At 45.8% G+C, this 26,837-nt stretch carries 24 protein-coding genes; 11 read left to right on the plus strand and 13 right to left on the minus strand.

Annotated features, from left to right (window positions below; translation table 11 throughout):
* Positions 1-58 precede the first annotated feature (58 nt).
* On the plus strand, positions 59-1,294 hold the full coding sequence (locus tag ACYQ4O_RS06085; RefSeq protein ID WP_460175068.1) for a M48 family metalloprotease: 1,236 nt from the start codon (positions 59-61) through the stop codon (positions 1,292-1,294).
* A 260-nt stretch (positions 1,295-1,554) separates the two neighbouring features.
* On the plus strand, positions 1,555-2,616 hold the full coding sequence (locus tag ACYQ4O_RS06090; RefSeq protein ID WP_460175069.1) for a C45 family autoproteolytic acyltransferase/hydolase: 1,062 nt from the start codon (positions 1,555-1,557) through the stop codon (positions 2,614-2,616).
* 54 nt (positions 2,617-2,670) lie between these two features.
* Here the strand turns inward: ACYQ4O_RS06090 and ACYQ4O_RS06095 are convergent, their stop codons facing one another.
* Genes ACYQ4O_RS06095 through dacB form a run of 4 tightly spaced genes read right to left on the minus strand, consistent with a single transcriptional unit; the run spans position 2,671 to position 5,480 of the window.
* On the minus strand, positions 2,671-3,078 hold the full coding sequence (locus tag ACYQ4O_RS06095) for a hypothetical protein (protein WP_308513203.1): 408 nt from the start codon (positions 3,076-3,078) through the stop codon (positions 2,671-2,673).
* Position 3,079: 1 nt separating this feature from the next.
* The gene (locus ACYQ4O_RS06100; protein WP_308513204.1) at positions 3,080-3,496 is read right to left on the minus strand and encodes a phage holin family protein; all 417 of its coding nucleotides are present in this window, start codon (positions 3,494-3,496) and stop codon (positions 3,080-3,082) included.
* 4 nt (positions 3,497-3,500) lie between these two features.
* Positions 3,501-3,803, minus strand: a complete 303-nt coding sequence (locus tag ACYQ4O_RS06105) for an ElaB/YgaM/YqjD family protein (protein ID WP_460175070.1) — start codon at positions 3,801-3,803, stop codon at positions 3,501-3,503.
* Positions 3,804-3,836: 33 nt separating this feature from the next.
* On the minus strand, positions 3,837-5,480 hold the full coding sequence (dacB, locus tag ACYQ4O_RS06110; protein WP_460175071.1) for a D-alanyl-D-alanine carboxypeptidase/D-alanyl-D-alanine endopeptidase: 1,644 nt from the start codon (positions 5,478-5,480) through the stop codon (positions 3,837-3,839).
* Between the two features lie 294 nt (positions 5,481-5,774).
* Between dacB and ACYQ4O_RS06115 the strand changes: the two genes are divergently transcribed.
* From ACYQ4O_RS06115 to ACYQ4O_RS06140, 6 genes are all read left to right on the plus strand, one after another.
* A complete protein-coding gene (locus tag ACYQ4O_RS06115) occupies positions 5,775-6,062 on the plus strand; it encodes a co-chaperone GroES (RefSeq protein ID WP_282195668.1) in 288 nt (95 codons plus the stop codon).
* Between the two features lie 43 nt (positions 6,063-6,105).
* Positions 6,106-7,740 (plus strand): chaperonin GroEL, encoded by a 1,635-nt coding sequence (gene groL, locus ACYQ4O_RS06120; RefSeq protein WP_460175072.1) that lies wholly within the window; start codon positions 6,106-6,108, stop codon positions 7,738-7,740.
* Positions 7,741-8,101: 361 nt separating this feature from the next.
* Positions 8,102-9,877 (plus strand): PhnD/SsuA/transferrin family substrate-binding protein, encoded by a 1,776-nt coding sequence (locus ACYQ4O_RS06125; RefSeq protein WP_460175073.1) that lies wholly within the window; start codon positions 8,102-8,104, stop codon positions 9,875-9,877.
* A complete protein-coding gene (locus ACYQ4O_RS06130; RefSeq protein WP_460175074.1) occupies positions 9,874-10,500 on the plus strand; it encodes a response regulator transcription factor in 627 nt (208 codons plus the stop codon). The genes ACYQ4O_RS06125 and ACYQ4O_RS06130 overlap by 4 nt, the downstream gene beginning before the upstream one ends.
* A gap of 2 nt (positions 10,501-10,502) precedes the next feature.
* Positions 10,503-11,921, plus strand: coding sequence for an FAD-dependent oxidoreductase (locus ACYQ4O_RS06135; RefSeq protein WP_460175075.1), 1,419 nt, complete (start codon positions 10,503-10,505; stop codon positions 11,919-11,921).
* A 96-nt stretch (positions 11,922-12,017) separates the two neighbouring features.
* A complete protein-coding gene (locus ACYQ4O_RS06140; protein WP_460175076.1) occupies positions 12,018-13,493 on the plus strand; it encodes an FAD-dependent oxidoreductase in 1,476 nt (491 codons plus the stop codon).
* Between the two features lie 131 nt (positions 13,494-13,624).
* Here ACYQ4O_RS06140 and ACYQ4O_RS06145 read toward each other — a convergent pair whose 3' ends face one another.
* Positions 13,625-14,725, minus strand: coding sequence for an adenosine deaminase family protein (locus ACYQ4O_RS06145; protein WP_460175077.1), 1,101 nt, complete (start codon positions 14,723-14,725; stop codon positions 13,625-13,627).
* A 204-nt stretch (positions 14,726-14,929) separates the two neighbouring features.
* On the opposite strand from ACYQ4O_RS06145, the gene dcuC reads away from it, so the two are divergent.
* Entirely contained in the window at positions 14,930-16,300 is a 1,371-nt protein-coding gene (dcuC, locus tag ACYQ4O_RS06150) for a C4-dicarboxylate transporter DcuC (RefSeq protein ID WP_460175078.1), read from the plus strand.
* Between the two features lie 123 nt (positions 16,301-16,423).
* Here the strand turns inward: dcuC and ACYQ4O_RS06155 are convergent, their stop codons facing one another.
* From ACYQ4O_RS06155 to ACYQ4O_RS06175, 5 genes are read right to left on the minus strand one after another with little or no spacing between them, the layout of a single operon-like run.
* On the minus strand, positions 16,424-17,155 hold the full coding sequence (locus tag ACYQ4O_RS06155) for an energy-coupling factor ABC transporter ATP-binding protein (protein ID WP_460175079.1): 732 nt from the start codon (positions 17,153-17,155) through the stop codon (positions 16,424-16,426).
* 8 nt (positions 17,156-17,163) lie between these two features.
* The gene (locus tag ACYQ4O_RS06160; protein ID WP_460175080.1) at positions 17,164-17,880 is read right to left on the minus strand and encodes an energy-coupling factor transporter transmembrane component T family protein; all 717 of its coding nucleotides are present in this window, start codon (positions 17,878-17,880) and stop codon (positions 17,164-17,166) included.
* Positions 17,881-17,904: 24 nt separating this feature from the next.
* A complete protein-coding gene (locus ACYQ4O_RS06165; RefSeq protein ID WP_460175081.1) occupies positions 17,905-18,537 on the minus strand; it encodes a hypothetical protein in 633 nt (210 codons plus the stop codon).
* Complete coding sequence (cbiM, locus tag ACYQ4O_RS06170; RefSeq protein WP_460175082.1) at positions 18,521-19,129, minus strand: cobalt transporter CbiM; 609 nt, start codon at positions 19,127-19,129, stop codon at positions 18,521-18,523. The genes ACYQ4O_RS06165 and cbiM overlap by 17 nt, the downstream gene beginning before the upstream one ends.
* Positions 19,130-19,897 (minus strand): DUF4198 domain-containing protein, encoded by a 768-nt coding sequence (locus tag ACYQ4O_RS06175; RefSeq protein WP_460175083.1) that lies wholly within the window; start codon positions 19,895-19,897, stop codon positions 19,130-19,132.
* Positions 19,898-20,093: 196 nt separating this feature from the next.
* On the opposite strand from ACYQ4O_RS06175, the gene ACYQ4O_RS06180 reads away from it, so the two are divergent.
* Positions 20,094-20,741, plus strand: coding sequence for a YczE/YyaS/YitT family protein (locus ACYQ4O_RS06180; protein WP_460175084.1), 648 nt, complete (start codon positions 20,094-20,096; stop codon positions 20,739-20,741).
* Positions 20,742-20,782: 41 nt separating this feature from the next.
* Here the strand turns inward: ACYQ4O_RS06180 and nrfD are convergent, their stop codons facing one another.
* The 3 genes from nrfD to fdnG are packed head-to-tail and all read right to left on the minus strand — an operon-like array spanning position 20,783 to position 25,815.
* Entirely contained in the window at positions 20,783-21,688 is a 906-nt protein-coding gene (gene nrfD / locus ACYQ4O_RS06185; RefSeq protein WP_460175085.1) for an NrfD/PsrC family molybdoenzyme membrane anchor subunit, read from the minus strand.
* Positions 21,689-21,700: 12 nt separating this feature from the next.
* On the minus strand, positions 21,701-22,630 hold the full coding sequence (locus ACYQ4O_RS06190) for a 4Fe-4S dicluster domain-containing protein (RefSeq protein ID WP_460175086.1): 930 nt from the start codon (positions 22,628-22,630) through the stop codon (positions 21,701-21,703).
* 2 nt (positions 22,631-22,632) lie between these two features.
* On the minus strand, positions 22,633-25,815 hold the full coding sequence (fdnG, locus tag ACYQ4O_RS06195; protein ID WP_460175087.1) for a formate dehydrogenase-N subunit alpha: 3,183 nt from the start codon (positions 25,813-25,815) through the stop codon (positions 22,633-22,635).
* A 398-nt stretch (positions 25,816-26,213) separates the two neighbouring features.
* Between fdnG and ACYQ4O_RS06200 the strand changes: the two genes are divergently transcribed.
* A complete protein-coding gene (locus tag ACYQ4O_RS06200; RefSeq protein ID WP_460175088.1) occupies positions 26,214-26,834 on the plus strand; it encodes a hypothetical protein in 621 nt (206 codons plus the stop codon).
* The last annotated feature ends 3 nt before the right edge of the window (positions 26,835-26,837 follow it).

A 26,837-nucleotide genomic window follows, 5' to 3' on the forward strand; every position in this document is an offset into this window, starting at 1 on the left:
TATCTTTGTACTGGTAATTCCTAAGATCCTAAAAAATACAAAAAAGATGGGTGAGGTAATGGCTTTTGAAATTCTTTTTTTACTGTTCTTATTTGGAAACGCCTTATTGATTTTTTATTTTTATGTAAGGCAAGTTCGTTCAGTCAAACTACACCGAGACACTGTCCCTCATGTCTTTTCGGATTACGTAAGTTTGTCTGAGCATCAGAAAACCTCCGATTTGTGCCTTCATGAAGCGAAAGTGTCTGAAATTCATAGAATTACAAACTTGGTGGCAATCCTTCTTCTGACATATGGAGGAGTTTTAGGCTGGTTTAGTTCGACATTGCTTGCTAATTTCGGTAGCGGGTTGCTAACGCAATATTTCATCGTATTCGGCGTATTAGCTGTTTTTGCCGCTATTGACTTGGTCTTCTCTGCTTTTGGTCAAAATAAGCTTGCAGTTCCCGGACAAAGCAGTTTCTTGAAGCGCTTAGTCTTCTGCACACTTGTTCCGTTAGCAGTACTGCCGATTTGGATGTCCGGTTCTGGTTTGTGGTGGTTCTGGGCTGCTTTAGCTGTTTTTGGAATTGGTCTTGCCGTACATTTTGGCTTCTCCTTTAATGGAGATGCTGTACGTCCAATGACTAACGGTGACCTGAAAGAGCGGTTGCAGGCTTTCCAACGACGAATCCGTTTTGAATCAGCAAAACTTTTTGTGGATGAAGAAAAGGATGCAAAAAACTCTGAAGGCGTCCAAATCGTTGGATACGGATTCAATAAGAAGATTATTCTCAGCAAGTACGTTCTTGAGCACCTTTCACCGCTTGAAATTGAGGCACTCATCGCTAATAAGGTATGTCAGTACAAGCAAAGTCATAGCTTTATGACTTGGACGGCTTTGCTTATTGTCTCTTTCCTTTTCTTCTGGCTTCTTGGCGAGGTTGTTTCCAAGCCTTGGTTTTACGAAGGGCTCGGTGTCCATGGCTTGGATACATCGGCATATGGTACGGCTTTTGTGCTCTTTATGGTTTCGGCCTACGTTTTCCTTTCTCCTCTAATTCCCTTGAGAAATGCTTTTTCATGGAAACGTGATGAGAAAGCCGAAGAGAATTCAGTGCTTCTCGTTGATTGGAATGCAATGATTAGTGCGATCGCTAAGGAAACTGCTCACCGTGCCGGTTCCATGGTGCCCGATTCAATGTACTTCAAGCTTGTAAGCGGAAATCCTGACCCAATGCACAAGATTAAACTGATTCAACATTTAGCTCCGCGTCACACTCGTCAAAGAGACTCTTGGCTGCCAAGTGCCTAATCAGAACTGCAAGCTGGAACTTCTCGACCTGGAATAAACCCCGTGAGAGGTCCAGCTTAGCTGTCATCCTTTTTTCTGGGATTTTCTTGGAACACTTGTAGTAAACAGGTGATTTCCAGAAGTTCTTGAGTGAACTCAGAAGCAAAAGCCAAACTTAATCTCTACAATGTAGCGAACAAAGCATCGCCGTCAATTCGTAATCTTCAGTTTGCGGCTACTTGAATGCGAACGGCTAACTCTAGAGAAAAAGGAATGAATAGATGCATCAGTTCATAAAGATTTCCGGCTCTCCGTATGAAAGAGGTTTCCAGTACGGAAGCCAAGCAAAGGAAAGAATTTTTAAGGTTATTGAAGAATATAAAGTTCTTTTCGAAAAAGAAGCTTTTATCAATTGGGACAAGGCTCTTAAGCTATCCGAACCGTTTCGGAAAGAAATAGAAGACTATCGTCCGGATTTGATAGAGGAAATGCAAGGCATTGCAGACGGTGCCGGTGTTGACTTTGTCACAATCCTAACTTTGAATTGCCGCTCCGAGATAATGTTTGCCAAGGCTAAATTAGGCGAAGATGCCTGTACAGCTATCGGCGTTCCCCCGGAGGCAAGCGCAAGCGGTCATACCTACCTAGCTCAGAATTGGGACTGGTGGTCCATCGGTGAAGGCACTACTGTAATTGTGGAGGTAGAGCAAGCTCCTTATCCCAAAGCACTTATTATTACCGAAGCAGGTTTGGTAGGCGGAAAAGGCTTGAATGAAAACGGGATCGCGCTGTCTCTTAATGCTTTATCCGCGCGGAATGGAAGGAGTGGTGTTCCGGCAATAGTACTTTTAAGAGGCGCTTTGTCTTGCCGAACTATTCCTAAAGCCATCGATGCCATTGCAAAAGCCAAACGCGCCGGAAGCGGATGTGTCGGATTGACGAGCTCGGACGGTCTGCTTCTCTTCATTGAATATGCACCAATCGATATGGATATCCTGCTGTCTGACGGTGAGACAATTTGCCATTCTAACCATTGGCTTTCCATGAAGATGATTTTGGGAGGAGAAGCAACTAATTATTCCTACAATTCAACGTTCATCCGTCTTGATCGAGCCAGAAGATTGGTTAAACAAGAAGGAAAAATGACTGTTGAAGGCCTTTTCCGAGTCTTGTCGGATCACGCAGGACATCCTGAAGGCGTCTGCCGTCATGATGACGAAACAGTTGCCGTGTATCACCGACATCGGTCTTTGTGGTCGATGGTTGTTGATGTTACAGACAAGAAGCTGTATTTGACGGATGGCAATCCATGCAAGACGCAAGCAAGAGAATACTCTCTTTAATTTAAATGCAGAAAAGACGCCATAACAGCGTCTTTTCGGCATAGCGGTCAAAAGCTATTTACTTTTTTGGGATGGCTCTTCAATCACTTCAGGAAGATATTCTTTTTCTTCCTCTTTGCGAGCCCTGCGATTCTTGTCGTATTGGATGCCTTTTAAGATACCAAAGGCGCCCAGGACTATCCCAGCTACTCCTGCGACTCTTTTAGGACTGCTTTTCTCAGCAAGAATTCTTCCGAGAGCAATTCCTGCGGGAAGAAGTACCGTTTTGGCAATAGGAAGGATAACTTTCATTTCATCCAAACCTATCGTGCGGGCCGTCTTATAAGCCGCAACTCCGACATTTGCCAAAGAGCGAGGCTTATTGCGGATTTCGTATATTTCCTGCTGAAGCTCAGCTCTCTCGAGCTTTGCTTTCATAGTGAGGTCAGCTAGCTTCTTGGCGACATCTTCATTGGCTTGCATCTTATTTCTCCTCCTGATCTTTATGAGTCGGAGTGTTTAATGAACGGCGCAGGGCTTCTAAGTCGTTAGAAATAATCTGCTTTGACTCTGTAAAGGCATATGGAAGATTAGATGCCAAATTTTTTGCTCTTGCGAGGAAAAAAAGAAACATCACCGTGTAAAAGCCTGCCAGACAGCATGCAACAAATATTCTGTGGTCATCCCAGAAGATAACCAATAAAGCTACTGAGATGAAGACTAAGGCGAAAATGCCGAACAATGCGGCTAACACCATATTGAGGGCGCTTTTCGCCGTGTTGTCCTTAGCCACCGAGAGCTCAAGACCGAAAATCTGAGCGCGCGTGGCCAAGCCTTCAACGAACAAGTCGAGAATAGATCTCAGCGAAGCATCATTCTTCGGTGGAACGGACTTTGTCATTTATTTACTTCTTTGCGATAAGTAAGCCAAGGAGGACGCCGGCTGCTGCAGCAATACCGACAGCACGCCATGGATTTTCATGGACGCATGAGTTGATATCTTCAGCAATTTCCTTACCTTGAGAGGACGCGTTCTGATAAAAATCAGCAAGAGTTTCGCGAGCCATGCGTAATTTCTTCTTAGCTTGTTCCTGCAATTCTTTTGCATTTTCATCCGATGCGTTTGCAGCTTTCTTAAGAAGCTCATCTGCTTGTTCCAAAGCTTCATTGACATTGTCACGAATTATGTTTTCTACTCTGTCGCTCATAGGTGTAGATCTCCTTATATAACTGTAAAAAGTCTAGCACTCGGAGTATACCCAGTCGATAATTGCGTCCATTACGGGTATTGCGTTGATAGCTGCGTTTCCATTGATTATGGCCGCTACCGCATAGCGCTTGCCTGAGGCCGTCAGTACGTATCCGGCGATGGAGCGAACTCCGGCAATATATCCGGTCTTTATATGTGCTTGCCCCTTGGCAACGGGCCGTTTTTTCATGGTTCCGTCAATTCCGGAAATCGGCATGGAGGCCATATACTCAGCCATGGCTTTATGGTTCCACATATACTCAAGCACTCTGGCAGCAGCTGCTGCCGAAAGTTGAGAGTTCCTAGACAAGCCTGACCCATTATCGAGATAGAGTTCTCTCGGAGAGATTTTTAATGTCTGCGCCCATTCTTTCATTGTTTCGCGGCTGCTAGCTAAATTCTTGGGCTCGTCTTTTGCAGTTTTACCTAAGGCTAAGAACAATTGCCGAGCAATCAAGTTATTGCTGTACTTGTTCATGTTGTAGGCAAGCTTAGTAAGCGGGTCAGAATAAGAACTGGCGAGGACTGTGCGTTCTTCCGGAGCTTTTCCGTTCTTGACCGTTCCTTTCCATTCTCCTCCCATCTGTTTCCACATAGAAGAGAAAACCGCATTCACATATTCGTTTTGAGCAAAGGCGGTATACATCAAATTTTTAGCACCGCAGCTGGAAGGATATTTACCCTTGAAGACCGGGTGGTAAGGATTGGAGTAGTCCGGGTTAATTTGCTTTCGCCAGGCTCCGCATACTTCTTTGCTGAGCGGAATACTTTCAGGAAGCTTGATGCCTTCAAGGTTAGGTTCGGGATAAAGATAAGCAACCCCTTTTTTCGGATCCGGTCTGAATCTAATGATTAAGGAGCGAGAGTTAATGAGCAGAGCGTCAGGGCCGAGGTTATATGGTCGGTTGCCTTCTCCATCGAAAGCAAACGGATCATGTGCCGGCACTTGAAAAGAGCTTCGATCAAGAATTATGTCGCCGTCAATGGTTTTGATTCCTCTGGCTCGGAGGTTATCCAACAGCAGCCAAAACCTCTCGATTGTTAGATACGGGTCACCGGAACCAATCAAATATAAGTCTCCTTTCAGCGTGCCGTTTTCCGGCTCGGCTTCGGAGGCAATGAAAGTTGACCAAACCTTTGAAGGGCCAAGTAAATCCAAAGCTGCGGCAGAGGTGACTATTTTTTCTACGGAAGCAGGAATTCTCGGTTGGTTGGCATTAACCAAAAGTTTTTTGCCCTCAGAACCGAGCGGAATCACCGCGATAGAAAGATCGTTTTTATCTACGCGGGCCCTTAACATTGCATGCGAAATTTCAGATGGTAATTCTGAGACTGTACCGGAGGCGCTTCCGGAAGAAAGAGCCAAAGCTGAAGGGATTGCCGCCGCCGATAGTGGGACAACCGCCTTTTTTGCTTTAGTCAAAGCCGTTCTAGCAGTATTCTTCTTAACGGTTTTCTTGACCGGACGCACAGCTTTCTTTGGCACGGATGCTTTCTTAGGGGCTGCCGTCTTCTTGGCAACGGTTTTAGTTTTTTGCGGCTCTTTAGAGGGAGCAGAAGCGTTCGCAAACCCTCCCAAGGAACAGGTTAAGGCGAATGCCGACAAGCATAGATACTGAATAAATTTACTCTTCATCGCGTCTTCTTCTAACTTAGTGCGCACTTGAACGGATGTGGTTTAACACAGATTGATTTTCTTTCTAGTTCTGAGCTTGGAAGATAAACCTTTTTTGGGCACTTGAATAAAATTTCCACGGTATAAAATTTGATATTTCTTACAGATTGTCGAGAAATAACACCCAACCCATTTTGGATGTTGTTAGTATTTATACCTAGTCGCACGAGGGGACTTGAAAAATAAAAGATGGTCCCCACATAGTCACTAGCACAATAGCGTGACTTAGATTTTTAAAAGATAAGGAGTTATAAGATGAATATTCGTCCCTTGCACGACCGCGTGATCGTCAAGCGCGTTGAACCAGAAACCCGTACTGCTTCCGGCCTCTACATTCCTGATGCTGCCGGCGAAAAACCAGATCAAGGTGAAGTTTTAGCAGTTGGTCCTGGCAAGCGCGATGACGCAGGAAAATTAATTCCGATGGACGTTAAGGTCGGCGATCGTGTCTTGTTCGGCAAGTACTCCGGACAGACCGTTAAAGTTGGCGGAGAAGAATATCTTGTAATGCGCGAAGAAGACATCATGGGTGTCTTGGAATAAGCGGCAAAGAATAAATAATTTAGGAATAGGAGATCTTTTCAAAATGGCTTCTAAGCAAGTTTTGTTTGGCAATGACGCGCGTACCCGCATGGTTCGCGGCGTAAACGTTTTGGCTGACGCCGTTAAGGTTACTTTGGGACCTAAGGGCCGCAACGTTGTTTTGGAACGCGCTTTCGGCGGTCCTACAATCACTAAAGACGGTGTTTCCGTTGCCAAAGAAGTAGAGCTCAAAGACAAATTTGAAAATATGGGCGCTCAGATGGTTAAGGAAGTTGCTTCCAAGACCAGCGACAACGCCGGTGACGGTACAACAACAGCTACCGTTTTGGCACAAGCTATCGTTGACGAAGGCATGAAGTTTGTTGCTGCCGGCATGAGCCCAATGGACTTGAAGCGCGGTATCGACAAGGCTGTCGCCGCTGCTATCGCAGAACTCCATAAACTCAGCAAACCAACAACAACCAGCAAAGAAATCGCACAGGTCGGTGCTATTTCTGCTAACTCCGATCACGAAATCGGCGACATCATTGCTGAAGCAATGGACAAGGTTGGTAAGGAAGGCGTTATTACCGTTGAAGACGGCAAGAGCCTCCACAATGAACTTGAAGTTGTCGAAGGTATGCAGTTTGATCGCGGCTACCTCTCTCCGTACTTCATCAACAATCCTGACAAACAAGTCGCTTTGTTAGACAACCCATACATCCTGTTGGTTGAAAAGAAGATCAGCAACATTCGCGATCTTCTCCCAATCCTTGAACAGGTTGCTAAGGCCGGCAAGCCGTTGCTCATCATCGCTGAAGACATCGACGGCGAAGCTCTTGCAACATTGGTTGTCAACAGCATCCGCGGCGTATTGAAGACAGTTGCCGTTAAGGCTCCTGGCTTCGGTGACCGCCGTAAAGCTATGCTCGAAGATATCGCTATCCTCACAGGCGGTACAGTCATCAGCAGCGATGTCGGCTTGAGCCTCGACAAAGCAACTTTGAACGAACTTGGCTCTGCTAAGAAAGTCGAAGTTAACAAAGAAAGCACAACTATCATCGACGGAGCCGGTAAGGAAGACAAGATCGAAGCTAGAGTTAAACAGATTCGTAAGCAGATTGAAGAAACTTCCAGCGATTACGATCGTGAAAAACTTCAGGAACGCGTTGCCAAGTTGGCAGGCGGTGTTGCATTGATTAAGGTCGGTGCTGCTACTGAAGTTGAAATGAAAGAAAAGAAAGCTCGTGTTGAAGATGCTCTGCATGCTACACGTGCTGCTGTTGAAGAAGGCGTTGTTGCCGGCGGCGGTGTTGCTCTTATCCGTGCTAAACAGGCTATCAAAGATCTTAAGGGTGACAACCCTGAACAAGACGCTGGTATCAAGATCGTCTTGCGCGCTATGGAAGAACCAATGCGCCAGATCGTTCGCAATGCCGGTGATGAACCAAGTGTTGTAGTAGATCGCGTTGCTAACGGCAAAGGAAACTTCGGTTTCAATGCTCAGACAGGCGAATATGGCGACATGATTGAAATGGGCGTTTTGGACCCGACTAAGGTTACTCGTACAGCCCTTCAGAATGCCGCTTCTGTCTCCAGCCTCATCCTCACAACTGAGTGCATGATTGCTGATTTGCCGGAAGACAAACCTGAAGTTCCTCCAATGGGTGGAATGGGCGGAATGCCTGGCATGATGTAATAGACATCTAGTTCAAAAGAAAACCTCCGATGAAGTTTCAAGCCTCTCGGAGGTTTTGTTTTGCGCGGAGAATCAGAAGTTTTTTCATGTTAACTTTCCAGCAAACTTACCGATGAGGCAAGACAGAGGCGGTGCAAAGAGTTCCAATTGGCTTTCTCCTGATAATTCGTTGTCTTACATAGCCTCAACCGTAAGGTAAATTACGGAATGATCGTCAATGATGTCCGCAAGTAAAATTAATCCATAGTCGTCTTCCAATAGTTGGGTTCTGAAAAAGCACAGCGTCTAAGAGACCAATTAAATGCTCGGAAGAGGAGATGAAGGAGGTCAAAATTTGACTGATTAAGAGGAGAAGGATCTCATGTCTAAAAGAAGAAATTTCTGGACAGGACCTTTGTTTCTCATATTTTTAATTTTTTTGTGCCTTACTTCGGAAGCTCAGGAAAAGCAAACAGTAAATATTGCAATCAGTCGAACCGAAGATCCTCTTTTCTACATCAATATTTTTGCTCCCACTATCGACCATTTACGCAAGAGCTTCCCGCATTTAGACATCAGAACGGTAGAGGTGGACAACGATGTCTCCTCGGAAAACTTAAAAAAGACGAGCTCTGATTTTCTTATTTCTCCAGCAGGCTTTTTTGCTTTTTTTGATCCAACCACGAAAGGCTTAAGAGAGCTGGCTGCGCGCCACGCTCCTTTAGCAGCGAATCCTTCCGAATCAGTGGGATCCGCGGTCATAGTCAAAAGCTCCCGAACAGATATCAAAGAGTTAAACGATTTACAAGGAAAAAGAATCGTTATTCGGGATCCCTCCTCAGTTGCGGGTTGGTTGGCTGCTAAAGCAGAGTTACTAGAAGCCTTAGGCTCAAAGATGGATAAGGAAAACATTGTCGTTACCAATTATCAATATCCGGATGTTTATTCTTATCTTGACTCTGGTGAAGCTACGGCAGCCGTTTTGCCCGCATGTGAGTTAGAAGAAGCGGAGGACAAAGGGCTAGTGAAGAAAGGAGATTTTAAAGTTTTAGGAAAAAAGCCAACCTCGTTAAGCTGTGCAGTCTCTACTCCTCTTTATCCGGATTACGTTTTTTCTTCTTTTCCTCACGTTTCCTCTGAATTAGTCAAGACGATTAGTATTGCTCTTCTAACAATGCCTCATATGCCGGACGGCGCATCATGGAGCATTGCTGGAGACTTTAGAAGTATCTTGAGCCTTTTCAAACGGCTCGAAATCGGTCCATATACGCCGATTCCGTTCTCTCTTAAGGCATTCCTCGCGAAGTATATGAAAGAGGTGATATTGGCCGTTTTATTGGTTTTAGGATTGCTTTTTCACATTTACCGTTCTAACTCTTTGGTGTTTAGCCGCACGGCGGAACTGCGGGAAGCTTTAGCTCAAAGAGATAGAGTCTTTGAGATCGCTCGTTCCTCTTTAAAACGGTTAAACCGTTTAGAGAAAAAAGGCCTGATCTCCCAACTTTCAAGCATGTTTGCTCATGAGTTAAAACAACCTCTATCAGCGGCCGCCAATTACGCTAATGGATTAAAACTTTATTCTTCTTCTAGAGAAATCGATCCCGTAATTCTTCAAGGAATCGAGGCAATTGCTTCGGAAACGACCAGAGCGTCTGAAATCGTAGAACGAGTGAGAAGTTATGCAAAATCTTCTGTTTCTCCTTTGACTGCCGAAGCCGATTTGGCAGAGGCTGTTAGGAAGGCTTTGGCATCTTTTTATGCTTATGTGCCGAATGCATGTTCCGTTGTTTCAGATTTGCCGGAACACTGCATTATTCAAGGAGACGTGTTAGAGCTGGAAATCTTAGTGCTCAATCTTTTGAAGAATGCAGCAGAGGCCGTTGAAACATTGAAAGAGAAGGGCAAAATTCAAGTTTCTCTTCAAATAGAGAAAGCGACTGTGGTGTTAAATGTGAAAGATAACGGCCCAAGAATATCTGATGAAGTTATAGAGAACATGAAACAAGCCTTGCAAGCTTCGTTAAAAAGCGACGGCTTAGGATTGGGGCTGATGATTGTCATGGCAATCGCTGAACGTCACCGCGCTGTGTTTGACATCAAGAGAGGATCCTCCGAAGGCCTTGTTATGCAGTTTATTTTCCCAAAGGACACGAAATGAAGACCTCAGCTCTTTTGCCATTAATTCGAATTGTGGACGATGATCCTAAAGTTTTAGCTTCCGAGGCCTTCTTGGTTACGATGGCTGGCTTCCAAACTATCACTTATGAAAATGCTCAAAGCTTTCTTGAGAACTACGATAGCATCCGTCCCGGTTGCGTCCTTTTAGATATTCGAATGCCAGGCATGAGCGGCTTGCAATTGCAGGATGAGATGGTAAAAAGAGAGATTGATTTGCCAATCATATTCCTTACGGGACATGGAGATATTGATATGGCCGTGAAGGCCTTGCAAACCGGAGCAACAGATTTCTTGGTTAAACCTCCGGCTCCGGATCGACTAAAGATCTCTCTTCAAAAAGCGGTTGATAAGAATATCGAAGACAGAAAAAGACGGGAAGAAAAAGAACACCATTTGGAACTATTTAAAAAACTTACGCCTTCTGAGCAGTCGGTCGTTTTGAAGATAGCCCACGGAGAAATGAATAAAGTCATAGCCTTTAATCTTGGTGTATCGGAACAAGCCGTAAAAAACTGGAGAAGTTCTATATTTCAAAAACTCGATTGTAAAAACGCCATAGAGCTGAATTCTTTTCTGCGTGTTGTTGATATGTGGAAGGACTAGCCATGCTGAGGAGAAAAATACTGTTTTGTCCTATGGTGCTATGGGCTCTCGGAGTAAAAGCCCAAGAGATTGCGTTTGACGAGGAACATGACATCGTTGTTGTTGGCGGAGGAGGTGCAGGTCTGGCTGCCGCTGCGAGAGCCGGAGAGCTGGGAGCTGACGTTATTTTGCTGGAAAAAAATAATGCTCTCGGAGGAAATACCTTGATTTCAGGAGGCTTTCTTGGTGTTGTCGACAACAAGAGGCAAAAAAATAGATCCTATTTTGACTCTCCGGAAAGACACTTAAAAGATATCTGGGAGAATGGAGACAGAATCGCAAATAAGAAGCTGATCGAATGTTTAGTTAAAGAATCTCCCAGAATGTTGGCCTGGATTGAACCTAAAGGAGTGAAGTTCCAAGATTCGCTTGTAGAGATTTACGGCTCTCATTTTCCTCGCTGCCACGTCCCCTTGCAGCCTAATGGACTAGCCTATGTGCGAGCTCTAAGCGCAGAAGTGATGAAAAACAAAACTCCCGTTCTAACGTCATGCAAAGTTATTGGCCTAATCGAAAACTCTTCAGGTCGAGTGATAGGAGTGAGAGCACAGCATAAAGGCCGGCAAAGAAATATCCGGGCACGAAAGGCCGTTATTTTGGCCGCGGGCGGTTTCGGAGCCAATAGAGAGCTTGTTTCTAAGTTTGATCCCCGTCTTACAGACTTAGCGACTAACAGTTCACAAGGTTCAACCGGAGAAGTGCTTCTTGCCGCTTCCCGTTTAGGAGCAGATGTGGTTGACATGGAGCAAATACAGTGCTTGCCGGGTCCGTTGCCCAATGGAAAGATCCGTGCCCGATTACACAATAACGTCCAGAGATTCATATTTATCAACTCCGATGGAAAAAGATTTGTAGATGAACGTTCTCGAAGGGACGTTCTTACAGCAAAAGTTTTAGAGCTTCCCGAAAAAAGGTGTTTTTGTATCATCGATCAGGCAGGACTTGAAAGCTATGACTTGCTGGTTCAACGAGATGCCATCCGAGCCGCCGAAAGCGGAGATGCAGTTAAAGCGGATTCCATTGCTGAGCTGGCATCAAAATTAGGATTAGATCCCAAAATTCTGCAGCAGACCGTAGACGACAGAAACTCAGAAATAAATAACGACGAAACTGACGGTCGCTTGCCCATCTCTAAGCCTCCTTTCTGGGCTTCAATAGTAACGATGAGAATTCATTACACGATGGGCGGTTTAAAGATAGATGAAAGAGCCCAATGTCTGCGCAGTGGTAAACCGATATCCGGTTTATTTGCAGCCGGAGAGATAACCGGTGGAATTCATGGAAAAAACCGAATAGGCGGGAACGGTCTTGCTGATGCACTTACATTCGGCATGATTGCCGGTGAAAGCGCATTTAACACAACTAAAAATTTAAGTCAATAGACGAGAGATTATTTCTCCATTTTGCGTGGAATTCTAAGATTTCTCCTGTAGCAATTGAGTTAATAAAAACCGACTTTAAATTCTTAGGAGAAAAAAATGACAAAACTTTCACGCCGTCTATTTTTAAGCTGCGCTCCAACGGCTGCTGCTTTAACAGCTTTGGGCACCCTTCCGGTTTCTGCACAGGCTGCGGAAATCAAATGGGATCAAACCTACAACGTTGTTGTCATCGGGGCTGGTGGTGCCGGTCTGTCAGCAGCCATCTCTGCTAAAGAAGCAGGGGCTAAAAAAGTTGTGATTTTGGAAAAAATGATGTTCGCCGGAGGAAATACCGTTCGTGCAGGCGGCGGATTCAATGCTGCTATTAAAGCTGACTATGAAAAGGCTGGAATTACAGATTCTCCTAAGCTTCATGCAGAACAAACCCTGGCCGCAGGCGATGGAAGAGGCGATCCTGTGTTGGTTAACCAATTGACGGAAAAAGCTCCGGAAAGTGTTCAGTGGCTAAAGGATCATGGCGTTAAGTTCCAAGATCACATCTATCAGATTTATGGTGGCCTCTACAAGAGAGCCCGCAATCCTCTTGGACCACGTGGCGGCGCTTACATCAAAGCTCTCTTGGAAGTCTGCAAAAAAGAAGATATTCCTATTCTTTACAACACCCGAGTGGTTGAAATCATCCGCGAAAAACTATTGGGCGGCCGTGTTCTTGGTGTGAAAGTTGAAGAAAAAGGCGGAAAGACTCTCTATATCAGAGCTACGAATGCGGTTGTCGCTGCAGCAGGTGGGTTTGCTGCCAATGACAGACTTTCCGGTATCCACGATCCGCGTATGGAAAAACTTGGAACTACGAATCATCCAGGTGCGACTGGTGATGTATTGATGGATTTGATTGATATTGGGGCAGGTACTCGCGGCCTCGATTACATCCAATGTATTCCTGGCGGAGTTCCGGGAGAAAAGAAGAGCCCGAACCTCTTTACCCACGTAGATCGTTTTATTTTTGTTAACTTAAACGGACATCGTTTTATCAACGAAGACGCTCGTCGTGATGTTCTCAGAGACAAGATGCTCGACCAGCCTGAAACTATTGCATGGACAATCGTTGACGCCGACGGATTTGAACAGCAAAAGAACTCCAAAGGTCCTGAAAATGAAGCTGCTCTGAAAGAAGGCACCTTGAAGGTTGGAAACGATATCGCCGATTTGGCTAAGAAGACAAATCTTCCTGTTGATGTTCTGACCAAAACAATCGAGGAATATAACAAGGCTGTAGACACTAAGAAAGATCCAATGGGCCGCAATCCTAACGTATTGGTAAACAAGATTGCCAAGGCTCCTTTCTACGCCGGCCGAGTAACGATGAAACGTCACCATACCATGGGAGGAGTAATCATCAATAAAGATGCACAAGTAATTGACCGTCGCGGCGAGATTATTTCCGGACTCTATGCCGCCGGCGAAGTTACAGGCGGTATCCATGGTACTAACCGTGTTGGCGGCAATGCAATGGCTGATATCTTCACATATGGCCGTATTGCAGGAACAAATGCAGCTAAAAATCCAGCTTAACTTCTAATTTCTTATAGATTCGGTCGCCGGGCGTGGGTTCGGAGACCGAATCTTGTAAGTTCTGCGGCAGAATTAAGCCTAACTTTTAGGGTGGTGAATTTTCTTGGAGCGAGAAAGTATTCAATAGATTGCTAAGCAAGAATAGGAAGTTTTTCCGCTAATCTGTCAAACTCTGGGAGCCAATCTCTTTTCCATTCCTTTTTGGTTGCTTCATCAACCCAAGCAGCTTCAATACTGTTTTCAAGCATCTTTCTCAAATCTTGTAATGAGAACCCAAGAAAGTTAAACATCAGTAGCCACGATTCAGAAATGGAGACCTGATGCATGGTGGGATCGTCACTATTTGGAAAAATCTTGAGGCCCAATTCAGCCATTTTTCTCACAGGATGCTTGTGCGCCCATTCTTCATCTGTGAAAGTTCTAAGGTAGTAAGAGTTGGTGGGAACCACGGCGAAATGGACGTCGTTTCTCCTTGCCTCTTCGACTAATTCAGAATTGTCAATAATAGTGTAGCCATGATCAATGCGGTCGGCTCCAAGCAGATTTAATGAAGTCTCGACGTTGCGCCAATGTTCGCCGAACTCTCCGGCATGAATTGTGATCTTAAAGCCGGCATCTTTAGCCAACTTGAATGCTTTCCAGAAGTTTTCCGGTTCATGATTAGTTTCACGGTAGTCGATGCCCAATCCGATTGTTTTAGGATCGCGATGGGCAATCATTTCCTGGACCAGTTCAACGGCATCTTCGGCAGACGCCTCACGGTCAATTGCGGGAATGGACCTTCCAATCACACCGAATTCACGCTCGCCGTCTTCTAAGCCTTCCACAATGGCTCTTTGAGCCTCCTCAAAGGTCATGAAATGCTTAAGACCAGTCCAATTCCAATAGAACTCGATGTAACGAACACCTTGGTCCGCCACGCGTTTCATGTGTTCAAAGGTGATTCTTTTTAAGAATTCCGGCTTTGAAAGGATCTGAGATTCCAGTGAGCGGAAAATTCTCAGAACACCAACTGGCTTATCCCCGCGTGTATAAAACTCATCTATTGTGGACTGAGGAATGTCGGCACCTGATTCTTTGACTAAATCCTCAAAAGTTTCCTTTCCTGTTGTACCAAGCAAATGGCAGTGAAGCTCAACCTTTGGGAAAGAGCTGAAGAAGTCTGTCCATTCTTTAGGCAGGACTCTTTGAAAAGGAGAGTCGGGTACAAAACCAGGATTATCTTTACGCATTTTGGGCTCCGTGAGATTAGTCAAAAGGAATATACATCTTCCAAGTTCTTGATCGCCTCATTTCATAGGGTTTTCTCTGATTTTACTGTTAAAACAATTGGTTATAACCCATGGGTCTAACCCGTAAGGTTCATTCCGAAATGCTCCGAATGGCGAGGCTCATTAAAATTAAAAGATTCTTAAATAAAATCCCGGAGACCAAAAATGATTGATTGCATCCTTGCGGTCATTATTCTTGTAATTACAGGTTGGGCGATCGCTAAGAACTATGATGCAAAGGTTGTTCTATTTGCCGCCGGCCTAGTGATGCTTTATCTAGCGCTCGTCAGCGGACACGATGTTCTCGGAGCAAAAGCAACATCAGGGCTGGCGTGGGCCGATCCATTCAAGGTGATTAAGGATCAGTTCGTAAGGCAATTCAGTAATGCAGGTTTAATCATCCTTACGCTCTTCGGTTTCGCAGCCTATATGTCTCATATCGGCGCAAATGACATGGTCATTAAAGTTTTAACCAAGCCTTTATCCAAAATTAAACATCCGGCATTATTGATTCCGTTGGTTTTCTGGATTGGCACTTGCTTGCAGATCATTATTCCAAGTGCAGCTTCTTTAGCCGTAATTTTAATGGCCACACTTTATCCGGTCCTTCGTGCCGCAGGTCTTTCGACTCTTACTGCTGCCGCTCTTATTGCTACTACCGCTACGATTGTTCCGACTCCGCTGGGTGGAGATAACGTGGTAGCTGCTCGCGTTCTTGGTTTTGAGAATGTTGTCGATTATGTGTTCTATCACTGCGCACCAATTACCATTCCTGCTTTGTTTGTTATGGGTATTGTTCATTATTTCTGGCAAACTTACTTAGACAAACGTCAAAGAGCGGAACTTGAGGCCTTAAATCAGGAGTCGATGATTGAACAGAATCGCCCTGAAAAAAATACACCGATTTGGTATTCAATTTTTCCGGTTTTACCGCTGTTTCTTGTCATCTTTTTCTGGGTGTTTTTCCGTAAAGCAAAAGTGGGTTTGGTGGAGATAACACTCTTCTCTTTAGTTCCTGCCGTGATTAGCGAACTTGTTCGAAATAAGAATGCCAAAGAAACAATGAAGGATTTGAGACTTTTCTTCAATGGCATGGGGGACGGCTTTTCAAAGGTTGTCGTTTTAATCGTTGCTGCCGCCACAATGGTTGCCGGCCTTCGCGCACTCGGACTCATAGATGCAATTTCTCGTTCTGTGTCTGACTTTGAAAACGCCAAAGCAGGCCTAATGTTGGCATTTTCTGCGATTACCGGTTTGATTACCTTTATCAGCGGTTCCGGTAATGCTGCCTTTTATAGCTTTATCGAAATCATTCCGCAAATTGCTGAAAAGGCAGGTTTGGACCCAATCATGGTTGCTCTTCCGATGCAATGTATGTCCAACTTGTTCCGTTCGATGTCGCCGGTTGCCGCTGTGGTAATTATTGTCTCGGCCTCTATCAAAGTTAATCCGCTAGTGTTAGTGAAGAGAACTTGGGTTCCTTTGATGGCAGGTGTGCTGACTGTCCTGTTGTTGTCTTTCTTGAAATATATCTAGGCAGTCAAGGAGAGACGAAGCTGAGAGACGCTTTGTACACAGGAAATCCAAAAAAGTGCGGTTTTGAGTTTTGAGATTATCTCGGACTGAACCAGACTCAATCTTTAAAGCCGCACGAGAGTTCTAAGAGCCGTGCGTATGTGCTGTACCGCCGAAGAAATGAGCGTGTCTATGCTCGTGTATGGTGGGAGCCGGTACGGGAACTATTTTCTTTTCCTGAATGGTGATGAAGCTGTCGCATGTCTCAATCAACAGCTCGGGTTCATGGCTGATAATGATTTTGGCGCAGTCCAGCGAGTTGATTTGAGAGATGAGAAGATGACGGCTTTTTTCATCCAATCCGTTCGAAGGTTCGTCAAGAAGCAGAATTTCCGGATTCATAGATAGGACGGCTGCAAGAGTAACGAGTTTCTTTTGCCCGCCCGATAATTCAAAGCTTAACGAGTGGGCTAGAGAGGAAATTCCAAGGCGTTCCAAAGCATTCATAGAGGCTGATAAAGCTTCCTCTTCAGAAAATCCCAGATTTAAAGGGCCGAAAGAGACATCATCAATGACTTCCGGAAAAAATAATTGGTCATCGGAATGCTGAAGAACAAAACCAACTTTTGAACGAAGTTCTCTGAAATCGGACTCGGAGCTGATAGGCTTGCCTTTCAGGAATATTTCTCCTTCCTGAGGCGGGATCAGTCCCGTAATGATCTTGAAAAGAGTTGTTTTGCCGCTGCCATTCGGACTCCAAAATCCGATGTTCTGACCTTTACGCAGAGAGAGTCCGGTTTGGAGATAAAGCGGTTCTTTTTCCGGGAATCTAAAACTAATTCCCTTTAGCTCCAGCAATAACTCTTTTTTCGACATATTGTTCTTTACAGCATCCATCCGCTTATGCTCAAACAGAATGAAACAATGGAAAAGACCCCCAACAGAGCAATGTCTTTTCCAGTCCACTGATACTTGGTTAATGTTCTGATTTTGCCATTAAAGCCGCGCAGAATCATACTTTGTTCCAAGATTCTTCCTTTCCGGAAAGCTTTCGAAAACAACAAAGCGACCATAGCACCGACAGTTCGATAAGTCCGAAGGTCAGTTTTCATATAAAAGCCTCTTAACTTGGCGGCTTCCGTTAAGTTTGCATACTCTTTTTCAAAAATCGTTATTCCGCGGGCACAGAAAAGAATCATCGCCACAAGTTTGTCTGGAAATCCAAGCTGATTGAGCCCCGCAGCTAGCTGGCTGAAACTCATGGAGCTGACTAAGGTATAAAAAATAAAAAAAAGAGCATTTACTTTAAGAGTTACCAGCAAAGACAACACAACTCCCTCTTTTGTGAACCAGCTGCCTTCCCACATAGATTCACCCGGTGTTGTCCAGGGCGTAAAGAACCAAATAAACAATACAAAAATATTGATCACTGTAGCTCTTTTAAGAAAAGAATTCCAAGAAGGAGGAAATATGCAGAGGACGATAAGGCCGCAAAGAAAGGCCAGACAAGCCGACGAAATTGTTGGCAGAATGGCAGCTACCGCCGCAAATACTAACGCGCTTAGTATTTTTGAGGCGGGAGCAAAAGAAGAAATATTCATCGAAAAGCGGCCGGACAAAATGAGTTATTTCTGTTTTCTTCTGGTGGTAAACCAAGCAATCAACCCTGCAATGCCCACCAGCCAGCCGATTCCCCCGATGATATCTTTGAAGGTTGTTTTTGGCTGCTGAGCTTCTGCAAGCTGTTTCCTTAGAGGCGCTATTACGGTAACTTCAATATCGCGTTTAGCCGCTCGGATTGCTTCGTCCATTTCTTGCTGGGAGAAGAGTTTCACTCCGGACTTCGGAAGCTTACTTTCTGCCTGCGGGATTATTGCTGCAGGTGAAGGAGAATTAGGGGAGATAGGTGTAGAAATTCCATCGAATTCAGATTTCTCAATTGTCCATTGATTCTGATGACCTTCTCCGGCGTTGACAACAACAGTTAAGGAAACGGGCTTAAAGTCTGCGGGTACTGCCGCACAGTTTTTGCCGTCTTTGGATGTCTTAGATGTCAAAACGACTTTTCCCTGCTCATCGATAATCTTGATGTCAGCATTCCTTGCAGGATTTCCTCCCGCAAAGGATGCTTCCACACAAATTTCTGATCCGGACGGGTATGCAAATACATTTAACCGATGAGCAAACGCTGTGCTCCCCGCAGACAAAGAGAGGAGGGGAACCAAAAGGGAAAGGATGACCTTAGCTTGTTTTTGCATCAAAAACTCCTGCATCTGTGCGCTTAATGTACACCACCACGATCGCTGTGAGGATGCCTTCGATAAACATGACGGGCAGGTTACTTAAGAAAATCGTCCAAGCCGCCGCAACGAAGCCTTCATTAGAAAAGGCTAGCGCCAGGGCAGTGAGAAGACCTGAGATAAAAACTCCGCAGAACCCGGCCGCAAATCCTGCTATTTTTAAATTCTTGCTGGCTGCCGGACCCGATAGCCAGCGGAAGATTAATCCGGCTGCCCATGCGCCAATGCCCATGGTCGCTGTATTCACTCCTAAGACAGTAAATCCTCCGAACTGAAAAAGCACGGCTTGCAGGAGCAATGCAACGAAAATGATTGGAAAAGATGCGGCTCCCAAGATGGCTCCGATGAGTCCATTGAGAATAAGATGTGCGCTGGAAAAACCAATCGGGACGTGAATTAGGCTGGCCACAAAAAATGCAGATCCTAATAAGCTGGCCAGCATTAAATGATTGGCCGGTATCTTTTTCAATCCATACGCGACTCCGGCCGCAGCAACCACTGCGCCCGTAATCAGTACGGGTGCAGATAGAACTCCTTCAGCAATATGCATTTATTTCTTTAACTTGGGAGAGACAAATTCCGTCCATAATACAGCACCAAGTTCAACATCTTTGTCGGCACCGTCTTTTTTCATCTGGTAGTCGGCATCTGTCAAAGCGGCAAAGCCCCACCAACCGGCCCAAGGGACGGAGTAACTGAATATGCCTTGTTCGTCGGTCATCACAGTTTGGGTGACAAAAATATCGTTAGGCGCTTCGGCAGTCTTTCCTTTGTTGTAGAACTCAACTTCAACAGGGGTGTTGGCGGCGGGTTTCCCATCAACTAGAACTTTGCCTCGGAAAATGTTGCCGACATAGTTGCCGAAAGGCCGAGTCAGAGGAACGATTTCAGTTTTAACTCCCAAAGGATTTTCCCAGCCTTCCTCTACGCCATAAGCCGGAACATACAACTTAGAGTAATGGATGATGAACTTATCTTCGGCCGGTTCCCAGTAAGGAGCGGGCTCAAGAAGGAACTGGTACAAGCCCGGTCTGGAGATTTTGTATTGTGTTGTCCAGGCCTCTTTGCCAAGCACGGTGGCTGGCTTTAATGTTGAAGTTAAGTCTTGGGCCTGATTATCTTTAAAAACGCTGAATTTCTGCGGCTTGTCCATTGTCATGCCGGTTTGTTCCATCGGATGATTAAAGGCGGCTGTTAATGTCAACACATTATCTTTTTGATTTTCCACAATTTGCTTATCGGGAAGAACGCTGCCGAAGTGAGCGTACGCAGAGGCGGAAAAAATAAGCGCGGCAAAAAGAGCTGGAAATTTAATCATGGCGTCTCCAAAAAAATTAACGGACCCTGTAACTTTTTTAATAGGATCTTACGTTATCACTTGTAAAAAGAAAATCTATTTTTATTTAGGCCCAATGTGAGTAAAACAGCAGAATACGGTATGAATATGCTGCGGGGTTATCTTTATGTGAAAATATTTTTCATATAGTAAAATTCAGTATTCTGCGGAGAAAGGATTGAACACACACATTATTAATTGGGCTATTTTTCTTTTAGGACTCTCTGTCATGAGTCTGGGCATCAGTATCGTTACCGTTGCCGGCTTGGGCACCACTCCTATCAGCGCATTGCCGCTGGTTTCTTCTTATATCTCAGGTTTAACGTTCGGCCAGACAACTTTGATTATCAACCTAGCAATGATTCTGGGTCAGTTGATACTGCTGCGCAAAAACGTCAAATGGCTTGTGCTTTTGCTGCAGCTGCCGATGACTTATTTCTTCTCAGTCCTCATCGATTTCTCGATGAGCTGGGTTCAGACAATCGAGCTTGCAACTTACTGGCACCAAATCGCATTCAGTATGCTTGGCAATGCCGTTCTTGCACTTGGCGTTTCGTTAGAGATCTATTCCAAAGCTGCTGTGCTGCCGGGAGAAGGCCTGGTCGTTGCAATGGCTTTATTCTCAGGAAAACCTTTCCCAAAAGTAAAAGTTTTCAATGATGTGATGCTGGTGGTTTTGGCAGTTTTGCTGAGTTACTTTTTCTTCAAAGAACTTCACGGCATCCGAGAAGGAACGATTATCTCGGCCATTTGTGTCGGGATTTTTGTAAAAGGCTGGCTCTCATTATTCCGCCTTATCACCGGCAAAAAGACCGATGAGCAATGAAAAAGCGGCCCGAAGACCGCTTTATCCCTTAGTTAATTAAATTAAATCCTCTTTGTGGTGCTGATAATCCAATATCTTTCAATAAGGCCTACCACCAGTGCTATCACGCCGGCAACGGTAACTCCTAACGGGCCGATGAAGCAGCATCCGAAAGCGATCACGCCGCCGAGAATATAAACTGAAAACTTAACCCAGAAGTTTTCCATCTTGCTGGTGGTCAGCTTGGCTCTCGGGTTGAGATCTAAGCTGAGCAAGTAGAAGGCAATACATCTGGCAATAATCAGGATCAGGGTCGGAAGCATTAAATAGGCGATAGCTTCCGGAGCCTGCAGAATAGCGGCCATGATGGAATAGACGCCTAAACCCATCAGCATGGCATCAGCAACCATGAAGCTTGTCAGCCATCTTGCATTTTTAACTCCCGGCTGAGAAGTGCAGCTGAAGGCTACGCCTTTGTAGCAGATAACCACCAGAGCACCTAAGAAAGCCAGTATCACAAACATCCTTGTCAACATATCCAGAACGTCGATATACGGATTCAAGAAGTCTGTGGTGTGAGCCGAAATGTATGACAGCCAATAAAGACCGACGGCAAATCCTACACATGTGGCATAGCTGGCAAGTCCCCATACGCCAACCGAAAGAGGAGAGGTAAATCTCATCACTCGCATGGCGTTTGTGAAGCGGAAAGGATCTCCTAAGTCAAAAATCAACAGGAGTAAATCCAATACCACGATTGCCAGAGCAACCGTAATTGCCCATGGTAAGAGTGCTGTGAAATAACCCGGACCAGCCATCCACGCAAGTCCTGTGATGACCATGAAGCCGGAAGTCATATTGTTGAGATAGGCATCCCAAACAATGAGGTTTTCCCAGTCAGGGCGGTGAGTAATATCGTGCAGCTGGTAGGGCGATAATGAACCGCTAACCCAAGTCTTTTCTTTCATTATTCCTCTCCCTTACATTAAAGTTCCAACCACGACGGCACTGCACAAAATCAGTGTTGCCGCTGCTCTGAGATAGTCCATCGGCATATGTTCAGTCGGTGTAACCGGATTCTCAGGAAGGCCATAGACAGACGGTTTGTCCATAAGCAAGTAGAAGGAATTTAACGAACTGTAATGCTCGAAGTCATCGCATCCGTAGAGGTTGGCTTCCGGGTGACCATGTTCGTGTAGGAATTTCAGTCTTGCTCGGGCTTTTTCAACCATGACTTCACGTGGCCCGAAATCGATGGCGCCGGTGGTGCAGGCAGTAACGCAAGCAGGTCTTAGGCCGTCGCGTAAACGGTCATAGCACTCAGCGCACTTAACGGAGTGGCCGGTATTCGGATTGATTTCCGGAACACCGAAAGGACAAGCTGCAATACACATTCCGCAGCCCATGCAAATATCGGTCTGATAGTAAACTCCGCCGAATTCATTGCGCATAATGGCGCCGGTCGGACAGGCTTGATGGCATGGAGACTGACGGCAGTGTTTGCATTGATCTGCCATAAAGAGCCATTCACCGGTTTTCTTTTCAGTCAGTAAATTGTCGATGTTCTTCGGAGCGGGATGATTAACTTCATTTTTCTCCGGGAATCTTTCGATGAATTTAACGTGACGCCAGTTCAGATAGGAAAGATCCTGAGTATTGTCGTAGCTGTCCCCGGACCACTTGGGTGTGGGAGCCTTTAACTGATTCCACTGCTTGCAGGCTACTTCGCAGGATTTGCATCCGGTGCAGATGGAAGTATCGGTAAAGAACGCCATTTCGGTCTGGGTCGGTTTTGGCTCACGACGTTCAAAAAGGCCGTATATCGGAGCGAATCTTCCTTCCTTCTTGGGAGAACCGGCAGGGAAGGCCTTGCTGATAAGATTAAAAATGTTGCTTTCTTTTAATTTCATGATTAGCTCCTCCCTTCTGGCTGAGAGGCCCACGGAGTATTAGGAATCGGCGCAATCATCGCTTCCGGATATTGAATCTTTTCCGGAACAAGTTTTTCAACTTTAGCCGGATCGCCTTTTTCAACTTTCACCACAAAGCCTTTAGATGCCGGGATTAAGCCGTCAGGAGCTTCGATAGCCGGGCTTAAGTCGTTGGTAATGGCACTGACCATATTGCCCTTGTAGCCTGAGCAGACAAAGGAGCCGACGATGCTTGAGGGTTTGCCGTGAACGATGCCGCTTCTGAGTCGCGGTGTTACCAGGGCTTTAACCTGAAGAGAATTTCTCAGGTTTTTAACCGTCACATAGCTGCCGGATTGAATACCGATTTCTTCTGCCATTTCTGGAGAAATTTCGATAAAGGTTTGCGGCTGCAGCTGGACAAGCCATGGAACATGTCGCGTCATTGCGCCGCTTAGCCAATGTTCGGTCATGTGATAGGTTGTCATGGCTGTCGGGAACATAGGATCGCCCTGAGGAGCGAGCTTGTTCAAATCGCTATCCATAGTGATTATTCCCGGAGTCTTGCTATTCTTGAAGAAAGCGTCTTTGTACGGGGATTCTGCAGGTTCGTAGAAGACTGGGAACGGACCTTCTTTAATTCCATAAGGTACAAAGAGCCAGGCTTTGCCGTCGGAATGGACGGTAAACGGTTCGGTGCCGGCTAACGCAGCTCCGCCTTTGGCACCCTCCGGAGGTACATAGTCCGGGGCTTTGGTTTCATCGAAGTTAGGTTTGTCATAGCCAACCCACTTCTTTTGAAGCTCATCCCACCAAATCAGCTTCTTATTTTCTGACCAGGGCTTCCCTTCCGGATCTGCTGAGCAGCGGTTGTAAAGGATTCGAGTATTTGTAGGCCAAGAAACACGGTAGGTCAGATCAAGTTCATGATCAACTTCCCCGGGCTCTCTTCTCTTCATCAGGTTGTTGCCTTCCTTATCGATAAAGCCGGCTAGCAAACGGCATCCGCAAATAGTAGTGCCGTCAGCTTTTAGTTCGCCGCTGGATTGAATCGGTTCCTTGGTTTCCAAATTGACGCCGTTCATTTCAAGAGCCACGGCGTTGATATCTGCGTCTCCTTCGACGGCAGGCAGTCCCATAACGTTAACAGCATTTGGCGCCATGCCGTAATTCCAGGTCAGCGTCCTCATCCCTTCATCACGCGGCAGCATCGACTGTTCTGCCATCTTCTTGAAACGAAGACCGAGCTGGTAAATCCACCAAGCATCAGATCTGCAGTCTCCCGGAGCTTCTTTAACTCTGTCGTGCCATTGCATCAAACGCTCTGTATTGTTGGCAGAGCCGTCTTTTTCAATCAGAGCATTGGTCGGCAGGAGGAAGACTTCCGTCTTGCATTTTGATGGATCAGGAGCATCAGGATCGGCATACCAAACGGAGGCCGTCTCGTTTTCAAACATATCGCAGACGACAAGCCATTTCAGGTTTCTTATGGCGTCACGGCTCCAGCCCGTATTCGGGTTGGTTACTGCAATGTTCTGACCAAAAACAATCAAACCGTCGACTTTTCCTTCTAGGGCTCGTTCCATTGTGATTGTTAACGACTCATCTCCGGGAAGTTTCGGCAGATGCTGGTAGCCGTATTCATTTTCTTTGGTTGCTCCGTCCCCGTACCAAGCCTTAAGAAGACTGATCATGTAGTTCGGCAAAGCAGCCCAAGATCCTCTTTCGGTTTCCAATTTCCACATACCCTTGGATTTATCGCGTGCATCGCAGAAAGCATGGCCGTTTGCTAGATAGTCTTTGAGTGTGGCATTACCCGGTTTTGCTTCCGGCATAGGAATGTAGTTCGGAAGTGCTGCGAAGAGAGTCGGAATATCTGTAGCGCCTTGCACGTTCGAGTGACCGCGCAGGGCAAGAATGCCGCCGCCCGGACGTCCGATATTTCCAAGCAGAAGCTGGAGAATGGCTACTGAGCGAATAATCTGCGTGCCGTCACTGTGCTGAGTAAAGCCTGTGGCATAACAGAAAGCAGTTGTCTTATCGCGGCCGGAATTGCGGGCCATCAATTCTGCGACCTTGATAATGTCTGCAGGACGGCATCCGCACGTATCCGCTACGGCCTCCGGCGTGTATTTCTCAACCTGTTTCTTCAGCAGCTGGAACACGCAGTTCGGATCTTGAAGCGTCGGGTCGGTTTTTGGTTTTCCTTTAGTGCCGTCAGGATTGATTTCGTACTGATAATCCCAAGAATCAGGTTCCAGAGAATAAGAATTGGTTTCAGGATTCCAGCCGTTAAACATGCCGGTGACCTGGTCAAATTTAAATCCCGGATTAATTAGGGTGGCTGCGTTCGTATAGTTCAATACATATTCATGGAACCATAAGTCGTTGTCCAGAATGTATTTGATAACTGCGTAAATGAAGGCAATGTCAGTGGCCGGGCGGATATGAACATGATGGTCGCAGGCTGCGCTTGTTCTCGTGTAGCGAGGATCAATGTGAATCGTAGCCGCACCTTTCTTTTTGGCCTGCATAGGCCAGTAAAAGGCAACCGGGTGAGCTTCAGACATATTGGAGCCCATGATGACGATACAGTCACTGTTGAGCAAATCTCTTGGGGGATTAGTGCATGCGCCGAAGCCGAAAGTAGGCGACAAAGCCGCAACAGTTGTCGAGTGGCAATAGCGGGCGGAGTTCTCAACCGGCATGAGGCCTAAGCCGCCGGTAAACAGCTTACGGAATAAATAGCATTCCTCGTTATCGTTTGCAGAACCGCCGATAAAACCAATATTCGGAACTTGGTTGACGGTAAGTCCGTTTTCGTCTTTCTCAATGAATCCTTTTGCTCGGCTGTCCCAAATTCTCTTGGCAACTTCATCAAGAATCCAATCAAGGGTGACTTCCTGCCACTTGTCGGATCCCGGAGCTCGGTACAACGGCTTCGTAACACGATAGGGATTGTCCACAAGAGCATATGTTGAACCGCCTTTAGGACAGAGTCTGCCTTGGTTTACCTGACTTCGGGGATCTCCTTCAATGTCCACCAACGTTTTGTCTTGGAAGAAGGCCAACTGAGAACAACCGACTGCGCAGTATTGGCAGAGAGTTGAACCAACTTTGGCTCCTCTAAGGCGGGAGCATTTCGATTCTGTACGCGGGCTTAATACATCTTGGATAGTAATCATAGTGAACCTTATGCGTATAGTTAGTTAATTAACAAAAAATATTCCTGTTTCTTTCGATTATGGACAACCCTTAGAAAATAAGTAGAAATACCCACTAAAATAAGCAATTTGAAAATTTAAACAGTGCCGCTCAGGTTGGAAAAATATCGTTGTCTCTTCTCTTTCAAACGTTTTCAAAGGATTTTTCCAAGATCCCAGAAAGAGAAACTTTGAAACAAACGTTACTTTTTGGAGCAGTGAATTTCATGAGGCTCGGAACTCTTTTGCGGTGTGGCTTTTCGAGGATTTTTCCTTAAAAATTAAATACCAATTCGGGAAATATAAGGCCCCTGGAGGTGATCGTTTTTCAGGCCAAAGAGTATATTGACCCGCATCCGAATGTGTTTTAGGAGACACAAATGAAAGGTTTCAAATTAGTAGCTGTTTCTCTTGCAGCGGCGCTCGCTTTTGGTTCTACTGCTTTCGCTCAGCAAGCACAGGCTCCAATCCCTGCGCCGCAAGCTGAAGCTCCGGCACCACAAAGTGCAAATCAATTTGAAAATGCAAATCAATTTGGTCCGGCTGCTGTAGTCATCAATAAACTCGTTACTATGCAAAACAGCGGCAAGTTCCCGGTTACTCAGGAAGAGTTGGACAAAGCTACTGAATTTTTAATGAACAAAGCTAAGGCAGAAGGTGTTGACGTGACCCGCGACGAAGCTTTGGTCGGTATGGGTTATATCGCCGGTTCTTTGGCTACATTCATGGACATCCAGAAGCAAGCAGCTGAGATGGTTCCTCAGGCTGTCACACCGCTACCTCCTGAAGTAATGCCTGCTCCGTCTGTAGAACCACAGCAGCCTGCTCAGCCGGCACCGCAGGTACAACCGAGCGAACAAGCTCCTCAGGTACAACAGCCTTCTCAGATGCAAATAGCTCCGCAGCCGGTTCCTCAGGAAGAAATCTTGGTTCCTGTTCAACCGGGACAGTACCAGCAAGGTGCTCCCTCTGCTCAAAATGCCCCGAGTGCTCAGCAATAACTG

The organism is Turicimonas sp. TL08 (assembly GCF_054660695.1).

Bases quoted from the DNA above. Each gene is read 5' to 3' on its own strand.
- ACYQ4O_RS06085 (WP_460175068.1), top strand. From the start codon at position 59: ATGGCTTTTGAAATTCTTTTTTTACTGTTCTTATTTGGAAACGCCTTA.
- ACYQ4O_RS06090 (WP_460175069.1), top strand. From the start codon at position 1,555: ATGCATCAGTTCATAAAGATTTCCGGCTCTCCGTATGAAAGAGGTTTC.
- ACYQ4O_RS06095 (WP_308513203.1), bottom strand. From the start codon at position 3,078: ATGCAAGCCAATGAAGATGTCGCCAAGAAGCTAGCTGACCTCACTATG.
- ACYQ4O_RS06100 (WP_308513204.1), bottom strand. From the start codon at position 3,496: ATGACAAAGTCCGTTCCACCGAAGAATGATGCTTCGCTGAGATCTATT.
- ACYQ4O_RS06105 (WP_460175070.1), bottom strand. From the start codon at position 3,803: ATGAGCGACAGAGTAGAAAACATAATTCGTGACAATGTCAATGAAGCT.
- dacB (WP_460175071.1), bottom strand. From the start codon at position 5,480: ATGAAGAGTAAATTTATTCAGTATCTATGCTTGTCGGCATTCGCCTTA.
- ACYQ4O_RS06115 (WP_282195668.1), top strand. From the start codon at position 5,775: ATGAATATTCGTCCCTTGCACGACCGCGTGATCGTCAAGCGCGTTGAA.
- groL (WP_460175072.1), top strand. From the start codon at position 6,106: ATGGCTTCTAAGCAAGTTTTGTTTGGCAATGACGCGCGTACCCGCATG.
- ACYQ4O_RS06125 (WP_460175073.1), top strand. From the start codon at position 8,102: ATGTCTAAAAGAAGAAATTTCTGGACAGGACCTTTGTTTCTCATATTT.
- ACYQ4O_RS06130 (WP_460175074.1), top strand. From the start codon at position 9,874: ATGAAGACCTCAGCTCTTTTGCCATTAATTCGAATTGTGGACGATGAT.
- ACYQ4O_RS06135 (WP_460175075.1), top strand. From the start codon at position 10,503: ATGCTGAGGAGAAAAATACTGTTTTGTCCTATGGTGCTATGGGCTCTC.
- ACYQ4O_RS06140 (WP_460175076.1), top strand. From the start codon at position 12,018: ATGACAAAACTTTCACGCCGTCTATTTTTAAGCTGCGCTCCAACGGCT.
- ACYQ4O_RS06145 (WP_460175077.1), bottom strand. From the start codon at position 14,725: ATGCGTAAAGATAATCCTGGTTTTGTACCCGACTCTCCTTTTCAAAGA.
- dcuC (WP_460175078.1), top strand. From the start codon at position 14,930: ATGATTGATTGCATCCTTGCGGTCATTATTCTTGTAATTACAGGTTGG.
- ACYQ4O_RS06155 (WP_460175079.1), bottom strand. From the start codon at position 17,155: ATGTCGAAAAAAGAGTTATTGCTGGAGCTAAAGGGAATTAGTTTTAGA.
- ACYQ4O_RS06160 (WP_460175080.1), bottom strand. From the start codon at position 17,880: ATGAATATTTCTTCTTTTGCTCCCGCCTCAAAAATACTAAGCGCGTTA.
- ACYQ4O_RS06165 (WP_460175081.1), bottom strand. From the start codon at position 18,537: ATGCAAAAACAAGCTAAGGTCATCCTTTCCCTTTTGGTTCCCCTCCTC.
- cbiM (WP_460175082.1), bottom strand. From the start codon at position 19,129: ATGCATATTGCTGAAGGAGTTCTATCTGCACCCGTACTGATTACGGGC.
- ACYQ4O_RS06175 (WP_460175083.1), bottom strand. From the start codon at position 19,897: ATGATTAAATTTCCAGCTCTTTTTGCCGCGCTTATTTTTTCCGCCTCT.
- nrfD (WP_460175085.1), bottom strand. From the start codon at position 21,688: ATGAAAGAAAAGACTTGGGTTAGCGGTTCATTATCGCCCTACCAGCTG.
- ACYQ4O_RS06190 (WP_460175086.1), bottom strand. From the start codon at position 22,630: ATGAAATTAAAAGAAAGCAACATTTTTAATCTTATCAGCAAGGCCTTC.
- fdnG (WP_460175087.1), bottom strand. From the start codon at position 25,815: ATGATTACTATCCAAGATGTATTAAGCCCGCGTACAGAATCGAAATGC.
- ACYQ4O_RS06200 (WP_460175088.1), top strand. From the start codon at position 26,214: ATGAAAGGTTTCAAATTAGTAGCTGTTTCTCTTGCAGCGGCGCTCGCT.